The sequence below is a fragment of the Salipiger marinus genome, from assembly GCF_900100085.1.
Taxonomy (GTDB): domain Bacteria; phylum Pseudomonadota; class Alphaproteobacteria; order Rhodobacterales; family Rhodobacteraceae; genus Salipiger; species Salipiger marinus.
Genome location: NZ_FNEJ01000026.1, coordinates 36,646 through 54,499, shown reverse-complemented (window position 1 = coordinate 54,499; position 17,854 = coordinate 36,646). Strand labels below are relative to the sequence as shown.

At 68.6% G+C, this 17,854-nt stretch carries 14 protein-coding genes and 2 pseudogenes; 7 read left to right on the top strand and 9 right to left on the bottom strand.

Going from position 1 to position 17,854, the window contains the following annotated elements:
• The 4 genes from BLR51_RS22245 to BLR51_RS28510 all read right to left on the bottom strand — a co-directional run bounded on the left by BLR51_RS22245 (window position 1) and on the right by BLR51_RS28510 (window position 5,308).
• Window positions 1-2,292 (bottom strand): ATP-binding response regulator, encoded by a 2,292-nt coding sequence (locus BLR51_RS22245; protein WP_242656811.1) that lies wholly within the window; start codon window positions 2,290-2,292, stop codon window positions 1-3.
• 75 nt (window positions 2,293-2,367) lie between these two features.
• Window positions 2,368-3,528: an RsmB/NOP family class I SAM-dependent RNA methyltransferase gene (locus BLR51_RS22240; RefSeq protein ID WP_089851145.1), complete on the bottom strand. Its 1,161-nt coding sequence runs from the start codon at window positions 3,526-3,528 to the stop codon at window positions 2,368-2,370.
• Window positions 3,529-3,555: 27 nt separating this feature from the next.
• Window positions 3,556-5,004: an IMP dehydrogenase gene (gene guaB, locus BLR51_RS22235; protein WP_089851142.1), complete on the bottom strand. Its 1,449-nt coding sequence runs from the start codon at window positions 5,002-5,004 to the stop codon at window positions 3,556-3,558.
• Window positions 5,005-5,173: 169 nt separating this feature from the next.
• Entirely contained in the window at window positions 5,174-5,308 is a 135-nt protein-coding gene (locus BLR51_RS28510) for a hypothetical protein (RefSeq protein ID WP_269062119.1), read from the bottom strand.
• A gap of 46 nt (window positions 5,309-5,354) precedes the next feature.
• Between BLR51_RS28510 and BLR51_RS28505 the strand changes: the two genes are divergently transcribed.
• Complete coding sequence (locus BLR51_RS28505) at window positions 5,355-6,299, top strand: GNAT family N-acetyltransferase (RefSeq protein WP_089851140.1); 945 nt, start codon at window positions 5,355-5,357, stop codon at window positions 6,297-6,299.
• A 12-nt stretch (window positions 6,300-6,311) separates the two neighbouring features.
• Here BLR51_RS28505 and BLR51_RS22225 read toward each other — a convergent pair whose 3' ends face one another.
• Window positions 6,312-6,860, bottom strand: coding sequence for a peptidylprolyl isomerase (locus tag BLR51_RS22225; protein WP_089851138.1), 549 nt, complete (start codon window positions 6,858-6,860; stop codon window positions 6,312-6,314).
• On the bottom strand, window positions 6,853-7,359 hold the full coding sequence (locus BLR51_RS22220; protein WP_089851136.1) for a peptidylprolyl isomerase: 507 nt from the start codon (window positions 7,357-7,359) through the stop codon (window positions 6,853-6,855). Before BLR51_RS22220 ends, BLR51_RS22225 begins: the two co-directional genes overlap by 8 nt.
• A 137-nt stretch (window positions 7,360-7,496) precedes the next feature.
• Between BLR51_RS22220 and BLR51_RS22215 the strand changes: the two genes are divergently transcribed.
• The 6 genes from BLR51_RS22215 to BLR51_RS22190 all read left to right on the top strand — a co-directional run bounded on the left by BLR51_RS22215 (window position 7,497) and on the right by BLR51_RS22190 (window position 14,671).
• Window positions 7,497-8,675 carry a phosphoglycerate kinase gene (locus tag BLR51_RS22215; RefSeq protein ID WP_089851134.1) on the top strand — a complete coding sequence of 393 codons (1,179 nt, stop codon included), beginning with the start codon at window positions 7,497-7,499 and terminating at the stop codon, window positions 8,673-8,675.
• A gap of 161 nt (window positions 8,676-8,836) precedes the next feature.
• The gene (locus BLR51_RS22210; RefSeq protein WP_089851132.1) at window positions 8,837-9,136 is read left to right on the top strand and encodes an FtsB family cell division protein; all 300 of its coding nucleotides are present in this window, start codon (window positions 8,837-8,839) and stop codon (window positions 9,134-9,136) included.
• A gap of 228 nt (window positions 9,137-9,364) precedes the next feature.
• Complete coding sequence (gene pdhA / locus BLR51_RS22205; RefSeq protein WP_089851130.1) at window positions 9,365-10,387, top strand: pyruvate dehydrogenase (acetyl-transferring) E1 component subunit alpha; 1,023 nt, start codon at window positions 9,365-9,367, stop codon at window positions 10,385-10,387.
• A 19-nt stretch (window positions 10,388-10,406) separates the two neighbouring features.
• Window positions 10,407-11,795, top strand: coding sequence for a pyruvate dehydrogenase complex E1 component subunit beta (locus BLR51_RS22200; RefSeq protein WP_089851128.1), 1,389 nt, complete (start codon window positions 10,407-10,409; stop codon window positions 11,793-11,795).
• Between the two features lie 10 nt (window positions 11,796-11,805).
• A complete protein-coding gene (locus tag BLR51_RS22195; protein ID WP_089851127.1) occupies window positions 11,806-13,140 on the top strand; it encodes a pyruvate dehydrogenase complex dihydrolipoamide acetyltransferase in 1,335 nt (444 codons plus the stop codon).
• Window positions 13,141-13,480: 340 nt separating this feature from the next.
• A complete protein-coding gene (locus BLR51_RS22190) occupies window positions 13,481-14,671 on the top strand; it encodes an MFS transporter (protein ID WP_089851124.1) in 1,191 nt (396 codons plus the stop codon).
• A gap of 43 nt (window positions 14,672-14,714) precedes the next feature.
• On the opposite strand, the gene cysE is transcribed toward BLR51_RS22190, so the two are convergent.
• The 3 genes and pseudogenes from cysE to BLR51_RS22175 form a co-directional block, all read right to left on the bottom strand.
• A complete protein-coding gene (cysE, locus tag BLR51_RS22185; protein WP_089851122.1) occupies window positions 14,715-15,533 on the bottom strand; it encodes a serine O-acetyltransferase in 819 nt (272 codons plus the stop codon).
• 137 nt (window positions 15,534-15,670) lie between these two features.
• Window positions 15,671-17,269: pseudogene (locus BLR51_RS22180) on the bottom strand (phage tail protein); the annotation flags it as partial.
• A pseudogene (locus tag BLR51_RS22175) lies at window positions 17,265-17,768 on the bottom strand (phage portal protein); the annotation flags it as partial. The pseudogenes BLR51_RS22180 and BLR51_RS22175, both read right to left, overlap by 5 nt.
• Window positions 17,769-17,854 lie beyond the last annotated feature (86 nt).

The following is a 17,854-nucleotide window of genomic DNA, read 5'->3' as shown; positions in this document are numbered from 1 at the left end:
TCAGTGCAGCTGCTGGTGCACGGTTTCGGTCAGCTCATTCAGCGAGAACGGCTTGGGCAGGAAAACCGAATTGGGCACCAGCATCTGCCCTTCGCCAAAGATGTCCTCGGCATAGCCGGACACGAAGACCACCCGCGTGTTCGGGCGCGCCACGAGCGCCTTGCGCACCCAGGTGGGGCCATCCATGCCGGGCATGACGACATCGGTGACAAAGACATCAACCGCCACCGCCGGATCCTCGAGCTTGGTCAGCGCATCCTCGGCGGTTTCCGCCTCGATCACCGTATAGCCGCGCAGGCGCAGCGCGCGGGCGGCAAAGGCGCGCACCGGCGCCTCGTCCTCCACCAGAAGGATCACGCCGACGCCGTTCTGCACCACCTTGCGCTGCGGCGGAGGCGGCTCCACCGCCTCGGGCTGCGGCTTGGCGTCATGCGCGGGAAAGAGCAGCGTGAAGCAGGTGCCGGATCCCACCGCGCTGTCGACAAAGATGAATCCGCCGGTCTGCTTCACGATGCCATAAACCGTCGACAGGCCAAGCCCGGTGCCTTCGCCGGTGCGCTTGGTGGTGTAGAACGGCTCGAACACCTTGTGCAGCTTGTCCTGCGGGATGCCGGTGCCCTCGTCGATCACCCTGACCGAAACATAGGCGCCCGGCTCCACCAGCGCGCGGTCACGCTTCATCGGCTGGGTCAGCACCAGACGCTCGGTCTCGATGAGGATTTCGCCCCCCTCCGGCATGGCGTCGCGGGCATTGACCACGAGGTTCATCATCACCTGTTCCAGCTGCCGCCGGTCGCCACGGATGGCGGGCAGGACGGGATCGTGGCGCAGGGTCAGATGCACCCGTTCCCCCACCAGCCGGTTCAGCAGATGCGTGAGGTCGGAAAGGGTGTCGCGCAGATCCAGCACTTCGGGGCGCAGCGTCTGCTTGCGCGAAAAGGCCAGCAGCTGCCCCACCAGCGCCGCGGCGCGGTTGGCGTTCTGGTTGATCTGCACCAGATCGGCATAATCCGCGTCGCCCTGATCGTGGCGCAGCAGCAGCAGGTCGCAATGGCCGGAAATCGCGGTGAGCAGATTGTTGAAATCATGCGCCACGCCGCCAGCAAGCTGCCCGATCGCCTGCATTTTCTGGCTCTGCACGAACTGCGCCTCAAGCGATTTCAGCTCGGTGGCGTCGTTGAGCACTGCCACAAGCTCGGCGCGGCCCTCGTCCACCACCCGCGCCAGCGTGACCTGCACAAAGACCTCGCGGTCGGCGCGGGTCAGCCGCAGGAATTCCGACCGGTGCAGGCCGCGGCCCGCCACCGCCTCGGCGAGCCAGTCGGTGATCGACCGCCCCAGACCTTCCATGTGTTCGGTGATGCTGCCGCCATCGGCAGAGGCCACATCCAGCAGGCGGCAGGCCCCGGCATTGGCGCGCAGGATGCGCCCGTCCCGCGCCAGCCGCAGCAGCGGCACCGGCAGGTCATCGAAGCCGGTGCGGTCGGGGGGGGACGGCTCTCCCGCGGCGGGCAGTTCGCGCAGCACGATTTCCTGCCGCCCCGCCCCGGTGGACGAACAGCGCAGCTCGAACGGGCGCGGCCCTTCGGCCGTGCTCAGCTGATGCACCTTGCCCGGGCGCAGCGGCAGATCCTGCACCACATCCTCCAGCCGTTTGATGCGGCGCCCCAGCAGCGTGCGGGCCTGCACGTTCATATAGAGCACCGCCCCGCTGCGCCCGATGGTCATGACCGGCGGTTCGCCGGAGGCAGGTGCGGGAGCGGAGGCGCGGGCCAGAGGGTCGATGCGCCAGTAACAGCGCCCGGCCCCGTCAAGGCGCAGGCAGATGTCGAAGCGCCCGGCATGGGTGCTGAGGTCCTCGCGCGCGGATCCGGATGCGGCGGCGGCCATGCGCAGGCGGTGCAGCACCCCGCCCGCGCTGGCCATGCTGGCATTCAGCACCGAAACAAGATCGGCCCCCGCAACCTCGCCAAACCGCAGGCGGGCGGCGGCATTGGCAAAGATCACCCGGCCTTCCGCATCGGTGGCGAGGATCGGCGCCGGATCCTGCTCGGCAAAATGTGTCAGCGTGGCAAATTCGGCGCGCTGGCGCCGCAGCCTGCGCAGGCGCAGCAGACCCGTCAGCAGCCCCAGCGCGAGAAACCCCGCCGCCGCCGCCAGCAAGGCCAGCTGCGGCAGACGGGCGGAGGCGATGGCCAGCGCCGCGCAGCCCGCCGCAAGCCCCAGCAGAACCGCTGCTTCGGTGAACGTGCCAAGGACGTTCCGCCGCCCGGTGACCGCCGCATCCGCCACGCCGCTTCCTTCTCCCTCGAATCCTCTCCTGATCCTGTCGCACATGCGGCCTTAAACAAAGGTAAACAGCAGCCCTCAGCCGAGATCGCCGCGCCGCATCACCGCATAATAAAACCCGTCCGCGCCGTCAGAGGGCAGGAACTGCCGCGTGTCCTCGACCTGCCAGCCGGGATGGCGCGTCTGAAAGGCGGCGACCTGATCGGCGTTTTCCGGCGTCAGAACCGAGCAGGTGACATAGGCCAGAACGCCGGACGGGGCGAGAAGATCTGCAGCCTCATCAAGGATTTGCGCCTGTGTCTTCAGAGTCTGCGCGAAGTTCTCCGGAGTAAGGCGCCACTTGCCCTCGGGGCTGCGGCGCCATGCCCCGCTGCCCGAACAGGGCACGTCGCAGAGCACCAGATCATAGGGGCCCATGGGCGCGCTGACCACGCGCAGACGGGCGCCTGCGCGGTCGGCGCGGGCGGGCAGATCGCTCATGCGGCGGGGATCGGCGTCATGCGCCTCGATCACGCCGCGCAGGCGCGCGGCCATGGCCAGCGCCTTGCCGCCGCCGCCCGCGCAGTAATCCAGCACCCGCGCCCCCGGGGTCAGCGGCAGCGCGGCACAGACCGCCTGACTCGCCGCATCCTGCAGTTCCACCAGCCCTTCGGCATAGGCGCGCGACTGCGCGACGCGGCGCGCGCCCGATGTCACTTCAAGCGCGGTGTCGGCCAGCGGATGCGGCGACGTCTCGATGCCGTCAAGCGCCAGCGCCGCCTGCGCCGCCTCGCGGCGGCCCAGCATCGTGTTGACCCGCAAGAAGACCGGCGCGCGGTGCCGCAGCGCCTCGGCCACCTCGGGCAGGCGCGGGCCCAGCGAGGTCTCTAACACCGGCAGCAGCCAGTCGGGCAGATCAAGCGCTGCGGCACCATCGGGCATGGCCCCCGCGTCGCGCTCCGCCTCGGTCAGCGGGGCGGGCGCATGGCCTGCCCCGTCAAAGAGCGTGTCGGGATCGGTGCCCGCCTGCCGCAGCAGCCCGAGGATGCGGGCGCGCCCGGTCTCGGCCCCCCCGACAGCCGCCGAGGAGCGCCAGCGCCGCAGCGCGTCGAACACGTGATCGCGCACCGCCGCCCGGTCCTTGGACCCGGCAAAGCGCGAGGTGCGCGACCAGCCAAGCAGCGCCTGTTCGGCGGCAGCGCCCGCCGCGATACGGTCGAGAATCTCTGCCGCCGCCTGCAGCCTTGCGCCGGGGGTCACGGGCGCCGTCCCAGAACCGCCATCCGCTCAGCCGATCCGGTAATTGGGGGATTCGCGGGTGATCTGCACGTCATGCACATGGCTTTCCGACAGACCGGCATTGGTGATCTTCACGAAGGTGCAGTTGCGGCGCATCTCTTCGACCGTGGCATTGCCGGTATAGCCCATGGCGGCACGCAGACCGCCGACCAGCTGGTGAATCACCGCCCCCGCCGAGCCCTTGTAGGGCACCTGACCCTCGATGCCTTCCGGCACCAGCTTGTCAGAGGCCGCATCCTTCTGGAAATAGCGGTCCGCCGAGCCGCGCGCCATGGCGCCAAGGCTGCCCATGCCGCGATAGGATTTGAAGCTGCGGCCCTGATAAAGGATGACCTCGCCCGGGGCCTCATCGGTGCCCGCGATCATCGAGCCGACCATGGCGCAGGACGCGCCCGCCGCGATGGCCTTGGCGAAATCGCCCGAGAACTTGATGCCGCCATCGGCGATGACCGGCACGCCGCCCGCCGCCTGCGCGCAGTCCATGATCGCGGTCAGCTGCGGCACGCCCACGCCCGCCACCATGCGGGTGGTGCAGATGGAGCCCGGCCCGATGCCGACCTTGACCGCGTCGGCCCCTGCGTCGATCAGCGCGCGGGTGGCCTCGGCGGTGGCGACATTGCCTGCGATGACCTGCACGCGGTTCGACAGCATCTTGGCGCGGCGCACCGCCTCCAGCACCCCGGCGGAATGGCCATGCGCGGTGTCGACCACCACGATGTCTACCTCGGCATCCACCAGCGCCTCGGTCCGCTCGAAGCCCGAATCCCCCACCGAAGTGGCGGCGGCAACGCGCAGGCGGCCCAGATCATCCTTGCAGGCGGTGGGGTTGAGCACGGCCTTTTCGGTATCCTTGAGCGTCAGCAGCCCGGTCAGCTTGCCCTCGGCATCGGTGACCAGCAGCTTTTCGATGCGCCGCGCGCGCATCAGGCTGATCGCCTCGTCGCGGTCGGCGGGTTCGCGCAGGATCGCGAGATTGTCGGAGGTCATCATCACCCGCACCGGCGTGTCGGGATGCTGGGCGAAGCGCATGTCGCGGTTGGTGACGATGCCCACGACGCGGTGCCGTTCGTCCACCACCGGAAAGCCGGTGAAGCCGTAACGGTCGGTCAGGGCCTGCGCATCGGCCAGCGTCTGGTCCGGGCTCAGCGTGACCGGGTTGTAGACGATGCCGGATTCGAAACGCTTGACCCGGCGCACCTCCTGCGACTGGCGCTGCACGTCGAGGTTTTTATGGATCACCCCGATGCCGCCGGCCTGCGCCATGGTGATGGCCATGCGGGCCTCGGTCACCGTGTCCATGGCCGAGGACAGCAGCGGGATGTTGAGCGCAATCTCGCGCGTGACCCAGGTCCGGGTGTCCGCCGTGGAGGGCAGGACGCTGGACGCAGCGGGAACAAGCAGAACATCGTCGAAGGTGAGGGCCTCGCGAATCTCCATGGGGGCGGCTCCTTGGGAGGGTATCGGTTGGCGCCCCCCTATTGCATGGATGCGGGACGGGGGAAAGACCCGAAGGGCCGCACCGCGCGTCGTGGTGGCAGGGGGCGCTGCCCCCGTCGCGCAGGGCGCGACTCCCCCGGAGTTTGCCGGGCAAGATGAAGGGCGGCAGTCAGAACAGCAGGTCAAGCAGCGCGAGCAAAGCGAAGGGCAAGGACAGCAGCAAGGCCAGCAGCAGCGCCGCCCCGGGGGCAAGGCGCGGCGCGGGGGCGTGAAGGCGGGGGCGGCGGGGTCCGGGCTGGGTCATGGCGGGCATTAACGGGGCTGCAGGTAATTTTGCGGTTAATGGCGGCATGGCTGATTCCGGTTTGCTGCTGCCCCTGCCCCAATCCGTGGAACATGCGCGCAGCTGCGCGCTGCTGGGGGTTGCTTGCAGCGAGGGGCGCATCGGGGCCGCCGGGGCGGAGCGGCTGGTCTGGCGGGCGCAGGCGCGGCAGGTCTGGGGGCTGGGCGCGGTGCGGCTGATCTCGCGCGGGCCGGTGGCGGCGGAGGATGGTCTGCTGCAGGACTGGCTGGCGGGGCTGCGCGGCGGGCCGATGCTGCTGAATGCCGAAGGGCTGGGGGCGGAGGCGCTGCGCGCTGCGGGGTTCTGGCCGCTGCTGACCCCCGCCACGCTGGCGCTGCTGGATCTGGGGCCCGCGGCGGAGATGCGGGCACGGCTGGCGCAGAAATGGCGCAACCGGCTGAACCGGGCGGAGGGACTGGGGCTGGTGATCCGCCGCATGCCGCTGGCGCGCGGGCACTGGCTGCTGGCGGCGGAGGCGGCGCAGGCCCGGGCGCGGGGCTATCGCGGCCTGCCCCCCGCCTATCTGGAGGCGTTTGCGGCGGCCAATCCCGGGCGGGCGCTGATCTGGCAGGCGGAGCAGCGGCAGAAGCCGGTGGCGGCGATTGCGGTGCTGCGGCACGGCCCCATGGCCACATGGCAGTGCGGGGTGACCCTGCCCGAGGGCCGGGCCTGCCATGCCATGACCCTGCTGCTGTGGTCGGCCATGGTCTGGCTGGCGGAGCGTGGTCACACAAGGCTGGATCTGGGGATCCTCGACAGCGAGGCGGCGGCGGGGCTGGCGCGGTTCAAGCTGGGCACCGGGGCGGCGCCACACCGGCTGGGGGGCACATGGCTGCGGGCGCAGGCGCTGGTGCCGCTGGCGCGCCGCCTGCCGCTGCGGATGGCGGGCGGCGGTGGCCGTCGCGAAAAAGCGGGGGCGGCAGATGCCGCCCCTGCGCAGGTCAGTCGGTGACCGTGACGCGGGTCACTCGGTGACCGTGACGCGGGTCATCACGTCGGGTTCGCCAAGCACGGCGCCATTGCGGCCCTCGCCCCGCTTGATCGCGTCCACCACCTCCATGCCGGAGGTCACTTCACCCACGGCGGTATACTGGCCGTCAAGATGCGGCGCCGGGGCGAACATGATGAAGAACTGCGAATTGGCGCTGTTGGGGTTCTGCGAGCGGGCCATGCCCACCACGCCCCGGGCGAAGGTGCGGTCGGAGAATTCTGCCGCCAGATCGGGCATGTCCGATCCGCCGGTGCCCGCCAGCCGCATGTCGGCGCCGGATTTGCCATATTGCACATCGCCGGTCTGGGCCATGAAGCCCTCGATCACCCGGTGGAACACCACGCCGTCATAGGCGCCGCTTTCCGCCAGCGCCACGATCCGCGCGGCATGTTCGGGCGCCACATCGTCGTAAAGCTCGATATGGAAGGTGCCCGTGGCGCCCTCGCCCTCCACCTGCACGTCAAGCCCCGCCGCCAGCGCGGGCGAGGCCAGAACGCAGAAGGCCAGCGCGAGGCTACGCATCGGCGGCGACCTTGACGGAGATCATGCGGTCGGGGCTGGCGGGCGGCTCGCCGCGGGTGATGGCATCCACATGCTCCATCCCCGAGATCACCCGGCCATAGACGGTGTATTGCCCGTTCAGGAAGTGGTTGTCGCTGAAATTGATGAAGAACTGCGAATTGGCGCTGTTCGGGTTCTGGCTGCGGGCCGCCCCCAGCGTGCCCCGGTCATGCGGCAGCTTGGAGAATTCCGCCGGAAGATCGGGCAGATCCGACCCGCCCGTGCCCGCGCGGCGCAGGTTGAAGTCTTTTTCCATGTTGCCGTTTTCGACATCGCCGGTCTGGGCCATGAAGCCCTCGATCACGCGGTGGAAGCAGACATTGTCATAGGCCCCGGCGCGGGCCAGTTCCTTCATCCGTTCGGCATGTTTGGGCGCCACGTCGGGCAGCAGTTCGATCACCACCGAGCCGCCTTTCAGCTCCATCACGATGGTGTTTTCGGGATCTTTGATATCGGCCATGTCGTCACTCCCTATGGCAGGCATTGCGCCCTGATCTAGTGCCGCTTGTCGGGAAAGCCAAGCGCAGCGCGGCGCGCCATTGACCTCTGCGCCCGTCCGGGGCAGACCATCACGAAGACGAGATCAGGAGGACCGACATGGCCTGGAAGACCCTCGACGATATGGATCTGGACGGCAAGCGCGTGCTGACCCGGGTCGACATCAACGTGCCCGTGGACAGCGGCGTGGTGACCGACGCCACCCGCATCGAGCGCGTGGCCCCCACCGTGCAGGACATCCTGTCGCGCGGCGGCATTCCGGTCCTGCTGGCGCATTTTGGCCGCCCCAAGGGTCAGGTGGTGCCGGAGATGTCGCTGCAGATGCTGGTGCCCGCGCTGAAGGCGGCCTTTGGCACCGAGGTGCTGTTCACGACGCTGGACGGCGCCGAGGCGGCGATCGCCGCCTGCCCGGCGGGCGCGGTGGTGCTGCTGGAGAACACCCGTTTCGAGCCCGGCGAGGAAAAGAACGATCCCGATCTGGCGGCGCGGTTCGCGGCACTTGGCGATGTCTACTGCAATGACGCGTTTTCGGCGGCGCACCGTGCCCACAGTTCCACCGAGGCGCTGGCGCGGCTGCTGCCCGCCTGCGCGGGGCGGCTGATGCAGGCCGAGCTGGAGGCGCTGGAGGCGGCACTTGGCACCCCCAAGCGTCCGGTGCTGGCGGTGATCGGCGGCGCCAAGGTGTCGACCAAGCTTGATCTGCTGGGCAATCTGGTGGCCAAGGTCGACATGCTGGTGATCGGGGGCGGCATGGCCAACACCTTTCTGGCGGCTCAGGGCGTGGCCGTGGGCAAGTCGCTCTGCGAGCATGATCTGGCCGAGACCGCGCGCGAGATTCTGGTGAAGGCCGAAGCGGCGGGCTGCGAGATCCTGCTGCCCGTCGATGTGGTGGTGGCCCGCGAATTCCGCGAGCATGCCCCCTCCGAGGTGGTGCCGGTGGCGCAATGCCCCGAGGATGCGATGATTCTGGATGCCGGGCCCGAAAGCGTGGCGGCGGTGAAGGCGGCGCTGGACCGGGCGCAGACGCTGATCTGGAACGGCCCGCTTGGCGCGTTCGAGATCGCGCCGTTTGATGCCGCGACCAATGCCGCTGCGGCCCATGCCGCGAAGCTGACCGCGCGGGGCGATCTGGTGTCGGTGGCGGGTGGCGGCGATACCGTGTCCGCGCTGAACAAGGCCGGGGCGGCAGAGGATTTCACCTATATCTCCACCGCGGGCGGTGCCTTTCTGGAATGGATGGAAGGCAAGGCGCTGCCGGGGGTTGCCGCGCTCGGCTGAGGGCGGCGGGCGGGCCGAAAGGCCACGCTCCGGGCGAAAAAGCGCGCGGGCGCGCGGCGGGGGTTTTCCTGCGCCGCGCGCCCGTGTCATGATTCGACCATGGTCGGGACGGATCCGCAGAGATCCGGCTGGCGGGGCGCGCGGGCAGGAAGGACAGCCACATGACAGGCAGACGCAAACCGGCTTTTGGCGGGGTGATCTATGCGGGCATCACGCTGAGCCTGTCGGGCTATTTCATCTTTGCCGCGGTGCAGGGCGATTACGGGCTGTTCCGCCGCGCCGAGATCATCGTCGAGGGCGAGAAGCTGGCGCTGCAGCTGAGCGAGCTGGATGCCGAGGTGGCGCGGATGGAAAACCTGACGCGGCGCCTGTCGGACGATTACCTTGATCTTGACCTGCTGGACCAGCAGGCGCGCGACGTGCTGGGCATGATCCGCCCCGACGAGATCCTCGTCCGCTGAGGGACGCGTCGCGCGCGCGGTCTGGCGGGACGGGGGCGCTGCCCCCGGGCGGCGCGGGCGCCGCCTCCCCCGGGATATTTCAGGCCAATGGAACCGCAGGACCGCGCGGCGCGGCGGAGGGCCGCGCGATTTTTGCGGGTGCGGACAGCCTGCGGCCTTTGACACTGGCGGCGCGGGCTTATAGTCTGACGGGGAAAGTTTAACACTAAACTAGTTGGGGAGAAGCGCATGGCCGCCAGGAAGCCAGCCGCGAAGCCGAATGTCTCGCCCGAGGAGCTCAAGCAATATTACCGTGACATGCTGCTGATCCGCCGTTTCGAAGAAAAGGCGGGACAACTGTATGGCATGGGGCTCATCGGCGGGTTCTGTCATCTTTACATCGGTCAGGAAGCCGTGGTCGTCGGGCTTGAAGCCGCGGCAAGCGAGGGCGACAAGCGCGTCACCTCGTATCGGGACCACGGCCATATGCTGGCCTGCGGCATGGATCCCAACGGGGTCATGGCCGAACTGACCGGCCGCGAGGGCGGCTATTCCCGCGGCAAGGGCGGGTCCATGCACATGTTCAGCCGCGAGAAGCATTTCTACGGCGGCCATGGCATCGTGGGCGCGCAGGTGCCGCTGGGGGCGGGTCTGTCCTTTGCCGACCGCTATCTGGGCAATGACCGCGTCACCTTCACCTATTTCGGCGATGGTGCGGCCAATCAGGGGCAGGTTTACGAGACCTTCAACATGGCCTCGCTCTGGAAGCTGCCGGTGGTCTTCGTCATCGAGAACAACCAGTATGCCATGGGCACCTCGCAGAAGCGGTCGACCTCGACCGAGGACATCCACACCCGCGGCGCGCCTTTCGGCATTCCCGGCGAGGTGGTCGACGGCATGGACGTGCTGGCGGTGAAGGAAGCGGGCGAGAAGGCCGTGGCGCATTGCCGCGCCGGCAAGGGTCCGTATATCCTCGAGATCAAGACCTATCGCTATCGCGGGCATTCCATGTCCGATCCGGCGAAATACCGGACGCGCGAGGAAGTGCAGAAGATGCGCGACGAGCGCGACCCGATCCAGAACGTGCGCGACCTGCTGCTGCAGGGCAAACATGCCTCCGAAGACGATCTGAAAGCGATCGACAAGGAGATCAAGGACATCGTGAACGCTTCGGCGGAATTCGCGAAGGAAAGCCCGGAGCCCGCGCTTGAGGAACTCTGGACCGACATCTACGCCGACGCCCTGCCCCAGGGCGACGCGGTCAAGGCCTGAGGCAGGAGGACGAACGTCTATGGCAACCCAAATTCTCATGCCCGCGCTTTCCCCGACCATGGAGGAAGGCACGCTGGCCAAATGGCTGGTGAAGGAAGGCGACACCGTTTCCTCGGGGGATATCCTCGCGGAGATCGAGACCGACAAGGCCACGATGGAATTCGAGGCGGTCGATGAAGGCATCGTCGGCAAGCTGCTGGTGGCCGAGGGCACCGAAGGGGTGAAGGTCAACACCCCCATCGCGGTGATGGTCGAGGAAGGCGAAAGCGTCGAGGACGCCGAAGCGGCCTCGGGCGACGCCGAAGCCAAGGCGCCCGAAGCGCCCGCCGAGGAGACGCCCGCCGCGCCCACCGAGGCGGCTCCCGCCTCTGCCCCCGCGACGCCCAAGGCGCGCGCGGTGGAGCCGGACTGGCCCGAAGGCACCAAGCTGAAATCCCAGACCGTGCGCGAAGCGCTGCGCGATGCCATGGCCGAAGAGATGCGCGGCGACGCGAATGTCTTCGTCATGGGCGAAGAGGTCGCGGAATATCAGGGCGCCTACAAGGTGACGCAGGGCCTGCTGGATGAATTCGGCGACCGCCGGGTCATCGACACGCCGATCACCGAACACGGCTTTGCCGGGATCGGGGTCGGGGCCGCCTTTGGCGGGCTGAAGCCCATCGTGGAATTCATGACCTTCAACTTCGCCATGCAGGCGATTGACCAGATCATCAACTCCGCCGCCAAGACGCTGTACATGTCCGGGGGCCAGATGGGCTGTCCGATCGTGTTCCGCGGTCCGAACGGCGCCGCCGCCCGCGTGGGCGCGCAGCACAGCCAGGATTACGCGGCATGGTATTCCATGGTGCCGGGCCTGAAGGTGGCGATGCCCTATTCGGCCTCGGACGCCAAGGGTCTGCTGAAAAGTGCGATCCGCGATCCGAACCCGGTGATCTTCCTCGAGAATGAAATCCTCTATGGCCGGTCCTTCGACGTGCCGGAGATGGACGATTTCACCGTGCCCTTCGGCAAGGCCCGCATCTGGCGCGAAGGCACGGACGTGACCATCGTCTCCTTCGGCATCGGCATGCAATACGCGCTGGAAGCCGCCGACAAACTGGCCGAAGAGGGCATCTCTGCCGAGGTGATCGACCTGCGCACGCTGCGGCCCATCGATTACGGCACTGTCATCGAGTCGGTGAAGAAGACCAACCGCTGCGTGACCGTGGAAGAGGGCTGGCCGGTGGGATCCATCGGCAACCATCTGTCGGCCTATATCATGATGAACGCCTTTGACTGGCTTGATGCCCCGGTGATCAACTGCACCGGCAAGGACGTGCCCATGCCCTATGCGGCCAATCTCGAAAAACACGCGCTGGTGACCACCGCCGAGGTGATCGAGGCCGTGAAGCAAGTCACCTACCGGTAAGGAGCGCGTCATGCCCACGGAAATCCTGATGCCAGCGCTGTCCCCCACGATGGAGGAAGGCACGCTGGCCAAATGGCTGGTGAAGGAAGGCGACACCGTTTCCTCGGGGGATATCCTCGCGGAAATCGAGACCGACAAGGCCACGATGGAATTCGAGGCGGTCGATGAAGGCGTGATCGGCAAGATCCTGATCGCGGAAGGCAGCGACGGGGTGAAGGTCAACACCCCCATCGCCGTGCTGCTGGAAGAGGGCGAAAGCGCCGAGGACATCTCTGCGCCGAAGGCCGAGGCCCCTGCCCCCAAGCCGGAAGCCAAGACCGAGGCGAAGGCCGCAGCCCCCGAGGCGAAAGCCGCGGCGGCCACGCCCGCCACCCCGGCACCGGCTCCGGCGGAGGCATCCTCCGGCGAGCGCGTCTTCGCCTCGCCGCTGGCGCGGCGGATCGCGGCGGAAAAGGGTCTGGATCTGGGCCGCATCAAGGGCTCGGGCCCGCATGGCCGCATCGTGAAGGCCGATGTGGAGAATGCCAAGCCCGAGGCGGCTCCGGCTGCAGCCGAGGCCAAGGCGGCCGAGGCGCCGAAAGCCGCCGAGCCCGCCAAGGCGGCGATGCCCACCGGTGCCAGCGCCGATGCCGTCAAGAAGATGTACGAGGGCCGGGAGTTCGAGGAGGTCAAGCTGGACGGCATGCGCCGCACCGTGGCCGCCCGTCTGACCGAGGCCAAGCAGACCATCCCGCATTTCTATCTGCGCCGGGACATCAAGCTGGACGCGCTGCTGAAATTCCGCAGCCAGCTGAACAAGCAGCTGGAAGCGCGCGGCGTGAAGCTGTCGGTCAATGACTTCGTCATCAAGGCCTGCGCGCTGGCGCTGCAGCAGGTGCCCGCCGCAAATGCGGTCTGGGCTGGCGACCGCATCCTGAAGCTGAAGCCGTCGGATGTGGCCGTGGCCGTGGCCATCGAGGGCGGGCTGTTCACGCCCGTGCTCAAGGATGCCGAGATGAAATCGCTGTCGGCCCTGTCGGCAGAGATGAAGGATCTGGCAGGCCGCGCCCGCAACAAGAAGCTGGCGCCGCATGAATATTCCGGCGGCACCTTCGCGATCTCCAACCTTGGCATGTATGGCGTCGACAATTTCGATGCCGTGATCAACCCGCCGCATGGCGCGATCCTTGCCGTGGGCGCGGGCGTCAAGAAGCCCGTCGTCGGTGCGGATGGCGAACTCAGCGTGGCGACGGTGATGTCGGTGACGCTGTCGGTCGACCACCGCGTGATCGACGGCGCGCTGGGGGCCGAACTGCTGCAGGCCATCGTGGACAACCTTGAATCCCCGATGCTGATGCTGGCCTGAGCCTGATCGTGTGACCTAGGAGACGCCCTCCGTTCGGGGGCGTTTTCCACCAAGATTTAGGCCCCGGGAAACGCACAGTTTCCCGGGGCTTTTTATGTTCGGGATCTGCCGCCGCGCCTGCCGCCGCAGGCGGCTGATCCGCGCGCTTGGGCAAGGGGGCCAAACGATCTCGACGCCCCTCCGGCACAAGGGAATGCGGCATCCGGCATGCAGCTTATGCATGGCACCCTTGAGCCTGCTGCCGGTTGTGGTGGCGCTCACACGGGCTAATCTCCGCCGCGTGCCGCAGTGCGGCGGATTCTTACCCCGAACGGGCACCCCCGACAGACCGGAGCAGACCATGGCCTTACAAGACCGTCAGGCGACGCTGACGATCCTCTCGCTTGCGCTGGGGGCCTTTGCCATCGGTGTCACCGAATTTGCCGCGATGGGGCTGCTGCCCTATTACGCCGCCGATCTGGGTGTGACCGAACCCGAGGCCGGCCATGCCGTCAGCGCCTATGCGCTGGGGGTGGTGGTGGGCGCGCCGGTGCTGGCGGTGCTGGGTGCGCTGGTCTCGCGCAAGACGCTGCTGATCCTGCTGATGGCGCTTTTTGCCGTTGCGAATGTGATGGCGGTGCTGGCGCCGAGCCTGCCGCTGCTGGTGGCGGCGCGGTTTCTGGCGGGGCTGCCCCATGGCGCCTTTCTGGGCATCGCGATGCTGTTTGCCGCCGAATTCTCGCCGCCCGGACGCAAGGGCGCCGGGGTGGCGCAGGTGCTGATGGGGCTGACCATCGCCAATGTGGTGGGTGTGCCGCTGGCCGGGGCCATCGGGCAGGCCTTTGGCTGGCGCTGGTGCTTCGTGATCGTGACCGGGCTTGCCATCGCCTCTGCACTGATGATCGCGCGGGTGGCACCGGATGTGCGCACAGGGCGAGCCCCCAGCCCGCTGCGGGAACTGGGTGCGCTGGCTAATCGCGCGGTGTGGATGACGCTGCTGGTGGGCGCGGTCGGCTTTGGCGGGGTGTTTGCCGTCTATGCCTATCTCACCGCCGCGATGCTGGATGCGACCTCTGCCCCGTCTTGGGCCATTCCGCTGGCGCTGTCGGCCTTTGGCGTCGGCGCCACGGCGGGCACATGGGTCGGCGGACGGCTGACCGACTGGTCGCGGTTCGGCGCGTCGCTGGTGCTGCTCATCGGCATGACGCTGATGTCGCTGGTCTATACGCTGGTGATCGGCAACTGGGTGGCGATGACGGTGACGGTAATGGCGCTTGGCCTGACCGCCAGCCTTGCCATCCCGCTGCAGATGCGGCTGATGGATGTCGCCGGAGAGGCGCAGACGCTGGCCGCCGCCTTGAACCACGCCGCCTTCAACGCCGCCAACGCGCTGGGGCCGTGGCTGGCGGGGCTGGCTCTGGCGGCTGGCCATGGCTGGCAGGCCACCGGCCATGTCGGCGCGGTGCTGTCGCTGGCGGGGATCGCGATGCTGGGTGTGGCGTGGCTCGATGCCCGCAGGCCGCGTGGTCTGGTCGCGGCGCCGGGCATGTGACGGAGCGGGGCGCGGGGGCCTTACCCCGCGCCGTGCCAAGGGCTCAGCCGCTGCAGTTGCAGCCGGTGAGTTTCTGGTCCATCGACCGCGAGGGCTGGTCGCAGCCCGCCTCGCCCACGATCTTGGCAGGCACCCCCGCCACGGTCTTGCAGGGCGGCACATCGGCCAGCACGACCGACCCCGCCGCGATGCGCGACCCGTCGCCCACGCGGATATTGCCCAGCACCTTGGCGCCAGCGCCGATCAGCACGCCATTGCCGATCTTGGGGTGACGGTCCTCGTCCTCCTTGCCGGTGCCGCCCAGCGTCACCGAATGCAGGATCGACACGTCGTCGCCCACCACGGCGGTTTCCCCGATGACGATGGAATGGGCGTGGTCGATCATGATGCCCTGCCCGATCCGCGCCGCCGGATGGATGTCCACCCCGAACACCTCGGAGGACCGCATCTGGAAGAAATAGGACAGGTCACGCCGCCCCTGATTCCAGAGCCAATGCGCCACGCGCTGGCTCTGCACCGCCTGAAAGCCCTTGAAGAACAGCAGCGGCTGCAGATAGCGATGGCAGGCCGGATCGCGTTCATAGGTGGCGCGGATGTCGGCCCGTGCGCGCAGCGCCAGCGCCGGATCGGCGGCATAGGCCTCGTCGCAGATTTCGCGCAGGATCTGCTCGGACATCTCGCCATTGGCGAGCTTCAGCGAAATGCGATAGGCCAGCGCCCGTTCGATGGTGGGATGGTGCAGGATGGAATAATGCACAAGCCCGCCCAACAGCGGCTCGCTGGAAACGACATCCTCGGCTTCCAGCGTGATGCGACCCCAGACAGGGTCCAGTTCGGCGATCTTCGCCCGGGTTTCGGCCATGGTCTTTCTCCGTCCGTTCAGCCCAGTCTAGCAGATAGGATGGCCCGGCTGAAACGCAAAACGGTGATGGCACGCAGCGGCTGCGGTGATGAATGGCCAAAGGCGCGCCCGGTGAGGAGCGCGCCTTCGGGTCAGGATCAGACCGACAGGATCAGCCGGGCAAAGGGCCCCGGACCGTAGCGGGCAGAAATCTGCGCCACCTGCACCTCGATCAGCCCCGACAGCCCCTCCGCCGCCGGGCTGATCTGCCAGACGGGCGCGCCCAGCGTCACCTCGCGCAGCAGGGTGCCGCCCTGCGACAGGCGCAGCAGATAGGCCTCGCTTTCCTCGCCAAGCGGCACTTCGGGGGTGTCCCAGCCATCGCCGTCGATCCGGGTGCGCCGGATCCAGCGCAGCGTCAGCCCCGGCCCCGCCCGCTCCGCCCGCAGATGCGCGGGCCGGTAGGGGCGCAGACCATTGCCGTCAAACGCCGCGACCACATGCACATAGGACGGATCGTCATAGCCGCGCCGGGCGGGGCCGATACGGAAATGTCGTGCCTGCCCCCGGGCGGCGGGGGACAGCGCGATCTGCTGCGCGGCCCCGTCCAGCACCACCACCCGCGATCCCGCAGGCCAGAGCGCGGGCGCCGTGCCATCCGTGCCAAGCTGCCCGCGCAGGCGATGCGCAATATGCCAGACCCCCGGCGCCACCAGTGCCGCGTCACGGAACTGCAGCAGCTCCCATGCGCCGGGGCTGCCATCGCCGATGGCGAGCAGGTTGGCGCCCCCTAGCAGTGCCGCGTCCGACACCGATTGCAGCGTGCCGCCGCGCAGCCGGATCCGCAGCGGCGCCCCGCGGTCGATGCGGCCTGCGGGATGGGCGGGCAGATCGGCTTCGGTCACGCCGGTGACCGTGGCGGCGGCAATGACCTCGTTCAGCACATAGTCGCTGTCCGTGGCCGCATCATAGACCGCGACCGCCCCCGGCCATGGATCGGCGGCAATCGCCAGATGCGGGGCATGCGGCACCTCGTCCCCGCCCATCAGCGGCAGGTCCAGAAACAGCGGCAGCACCGGCGCCGCCGCCACGCTGGGCCGCAGGCTGGGCGGCGTGTCGGCAAACTCCGCCGGAAGGTAGATGTCCGGCTCGATCCGCACCGCCTCCACCAGCTGCTGCGCGCCCAGATCCACCCGGTCGATCCGCGCCAGCGTCCGGCCAGAGGCGGCGGGGATCGACACCACATCCCCCGCCCCCAGCGCCAGCTGCGACGGCGGCAGGGCAAAGCGCAGGGTCTCGCGCGCCACCCGCGCCTCTGACAGCCAGCGTTCGGCGACCATGCGCCCCTCGGCGCGGGTCAGGGTTAGGGCAAGCTCGGTTTCGGCCACGGCATGGGTGCGGTCGTCGGGAAGCACCGCCTCTTCGGCCACCACCGCATGATCGCCATCCGCTTCGACGAAGCGCAGACGCACCCGACCGGCCAGTTCCGCAGCGCTGGCGCGCGACTGCACCAGCCCGCCCTCCACTTCCTCGCTCAGCGCAAAGCCCGCCGGATCCAGCGGCAGCGCACGCCGTCCGCTGCGGGGCAGGAAGATCAGCGCACCATCCCGTTCGATGGCGTCAAAGCCATGCGCCAGCATCAGGGGCTGCAGGGCACGCCGCGCCTCGCCCACCTGAGCGACCAGATATCCGCGCACCCAGCCATGCAGGCGGCTGACATCCACCTCGCGCAGCCCGGCCCGCGCGCATATCCCCGCTCACGTCAAAGCGATGCGTGCGCCCGTCCACCACATAATCATAGGCGACCGGCCAGCCATCCGCCCCCGGCACCAGCCGCATCCGGTCCGACCGCAGCACATGCAGCTCGCGCGGCAGACCGTCCCCCGCCGACACCGCCTCCAGATAGGCGTCTCCGGACAGCAGAAGCTGGCCATAAAGCGCCTCGAACAGCTCCGCCTTGCCCTGTGCCGCATTGGGCAGCAGCACCAGCCGCAGCAGCGGATGGCTGACATAGCGCGTGTCCTGATCCTGCAGCACCAGCGGCAGCGCCGCCGCGGCTTCCGCGATCAGCTTCACCGCCCGGAACCCCACCGGATTGCCGACAAACCCCGCCCGGCTCAGCGAGGCGGTGTCGCGCGGCGACCAGGCGACCCGCCCCGCGCCCTGATAGGCAAAGAGACGCCCGGTGGCAGAGGCCTTGACCTCCGCCGCCCCCTCCACCCCGCCGCGCCCCCGCCGCAGAAACTCAAACACCATCGCCCGCTGCTCCTTCATCGCTTCCGAAGACAGGCCCACTCTGCACCGCCGGGATTAACCCCGCTTGACCCCGGCGCGCGCCCTGC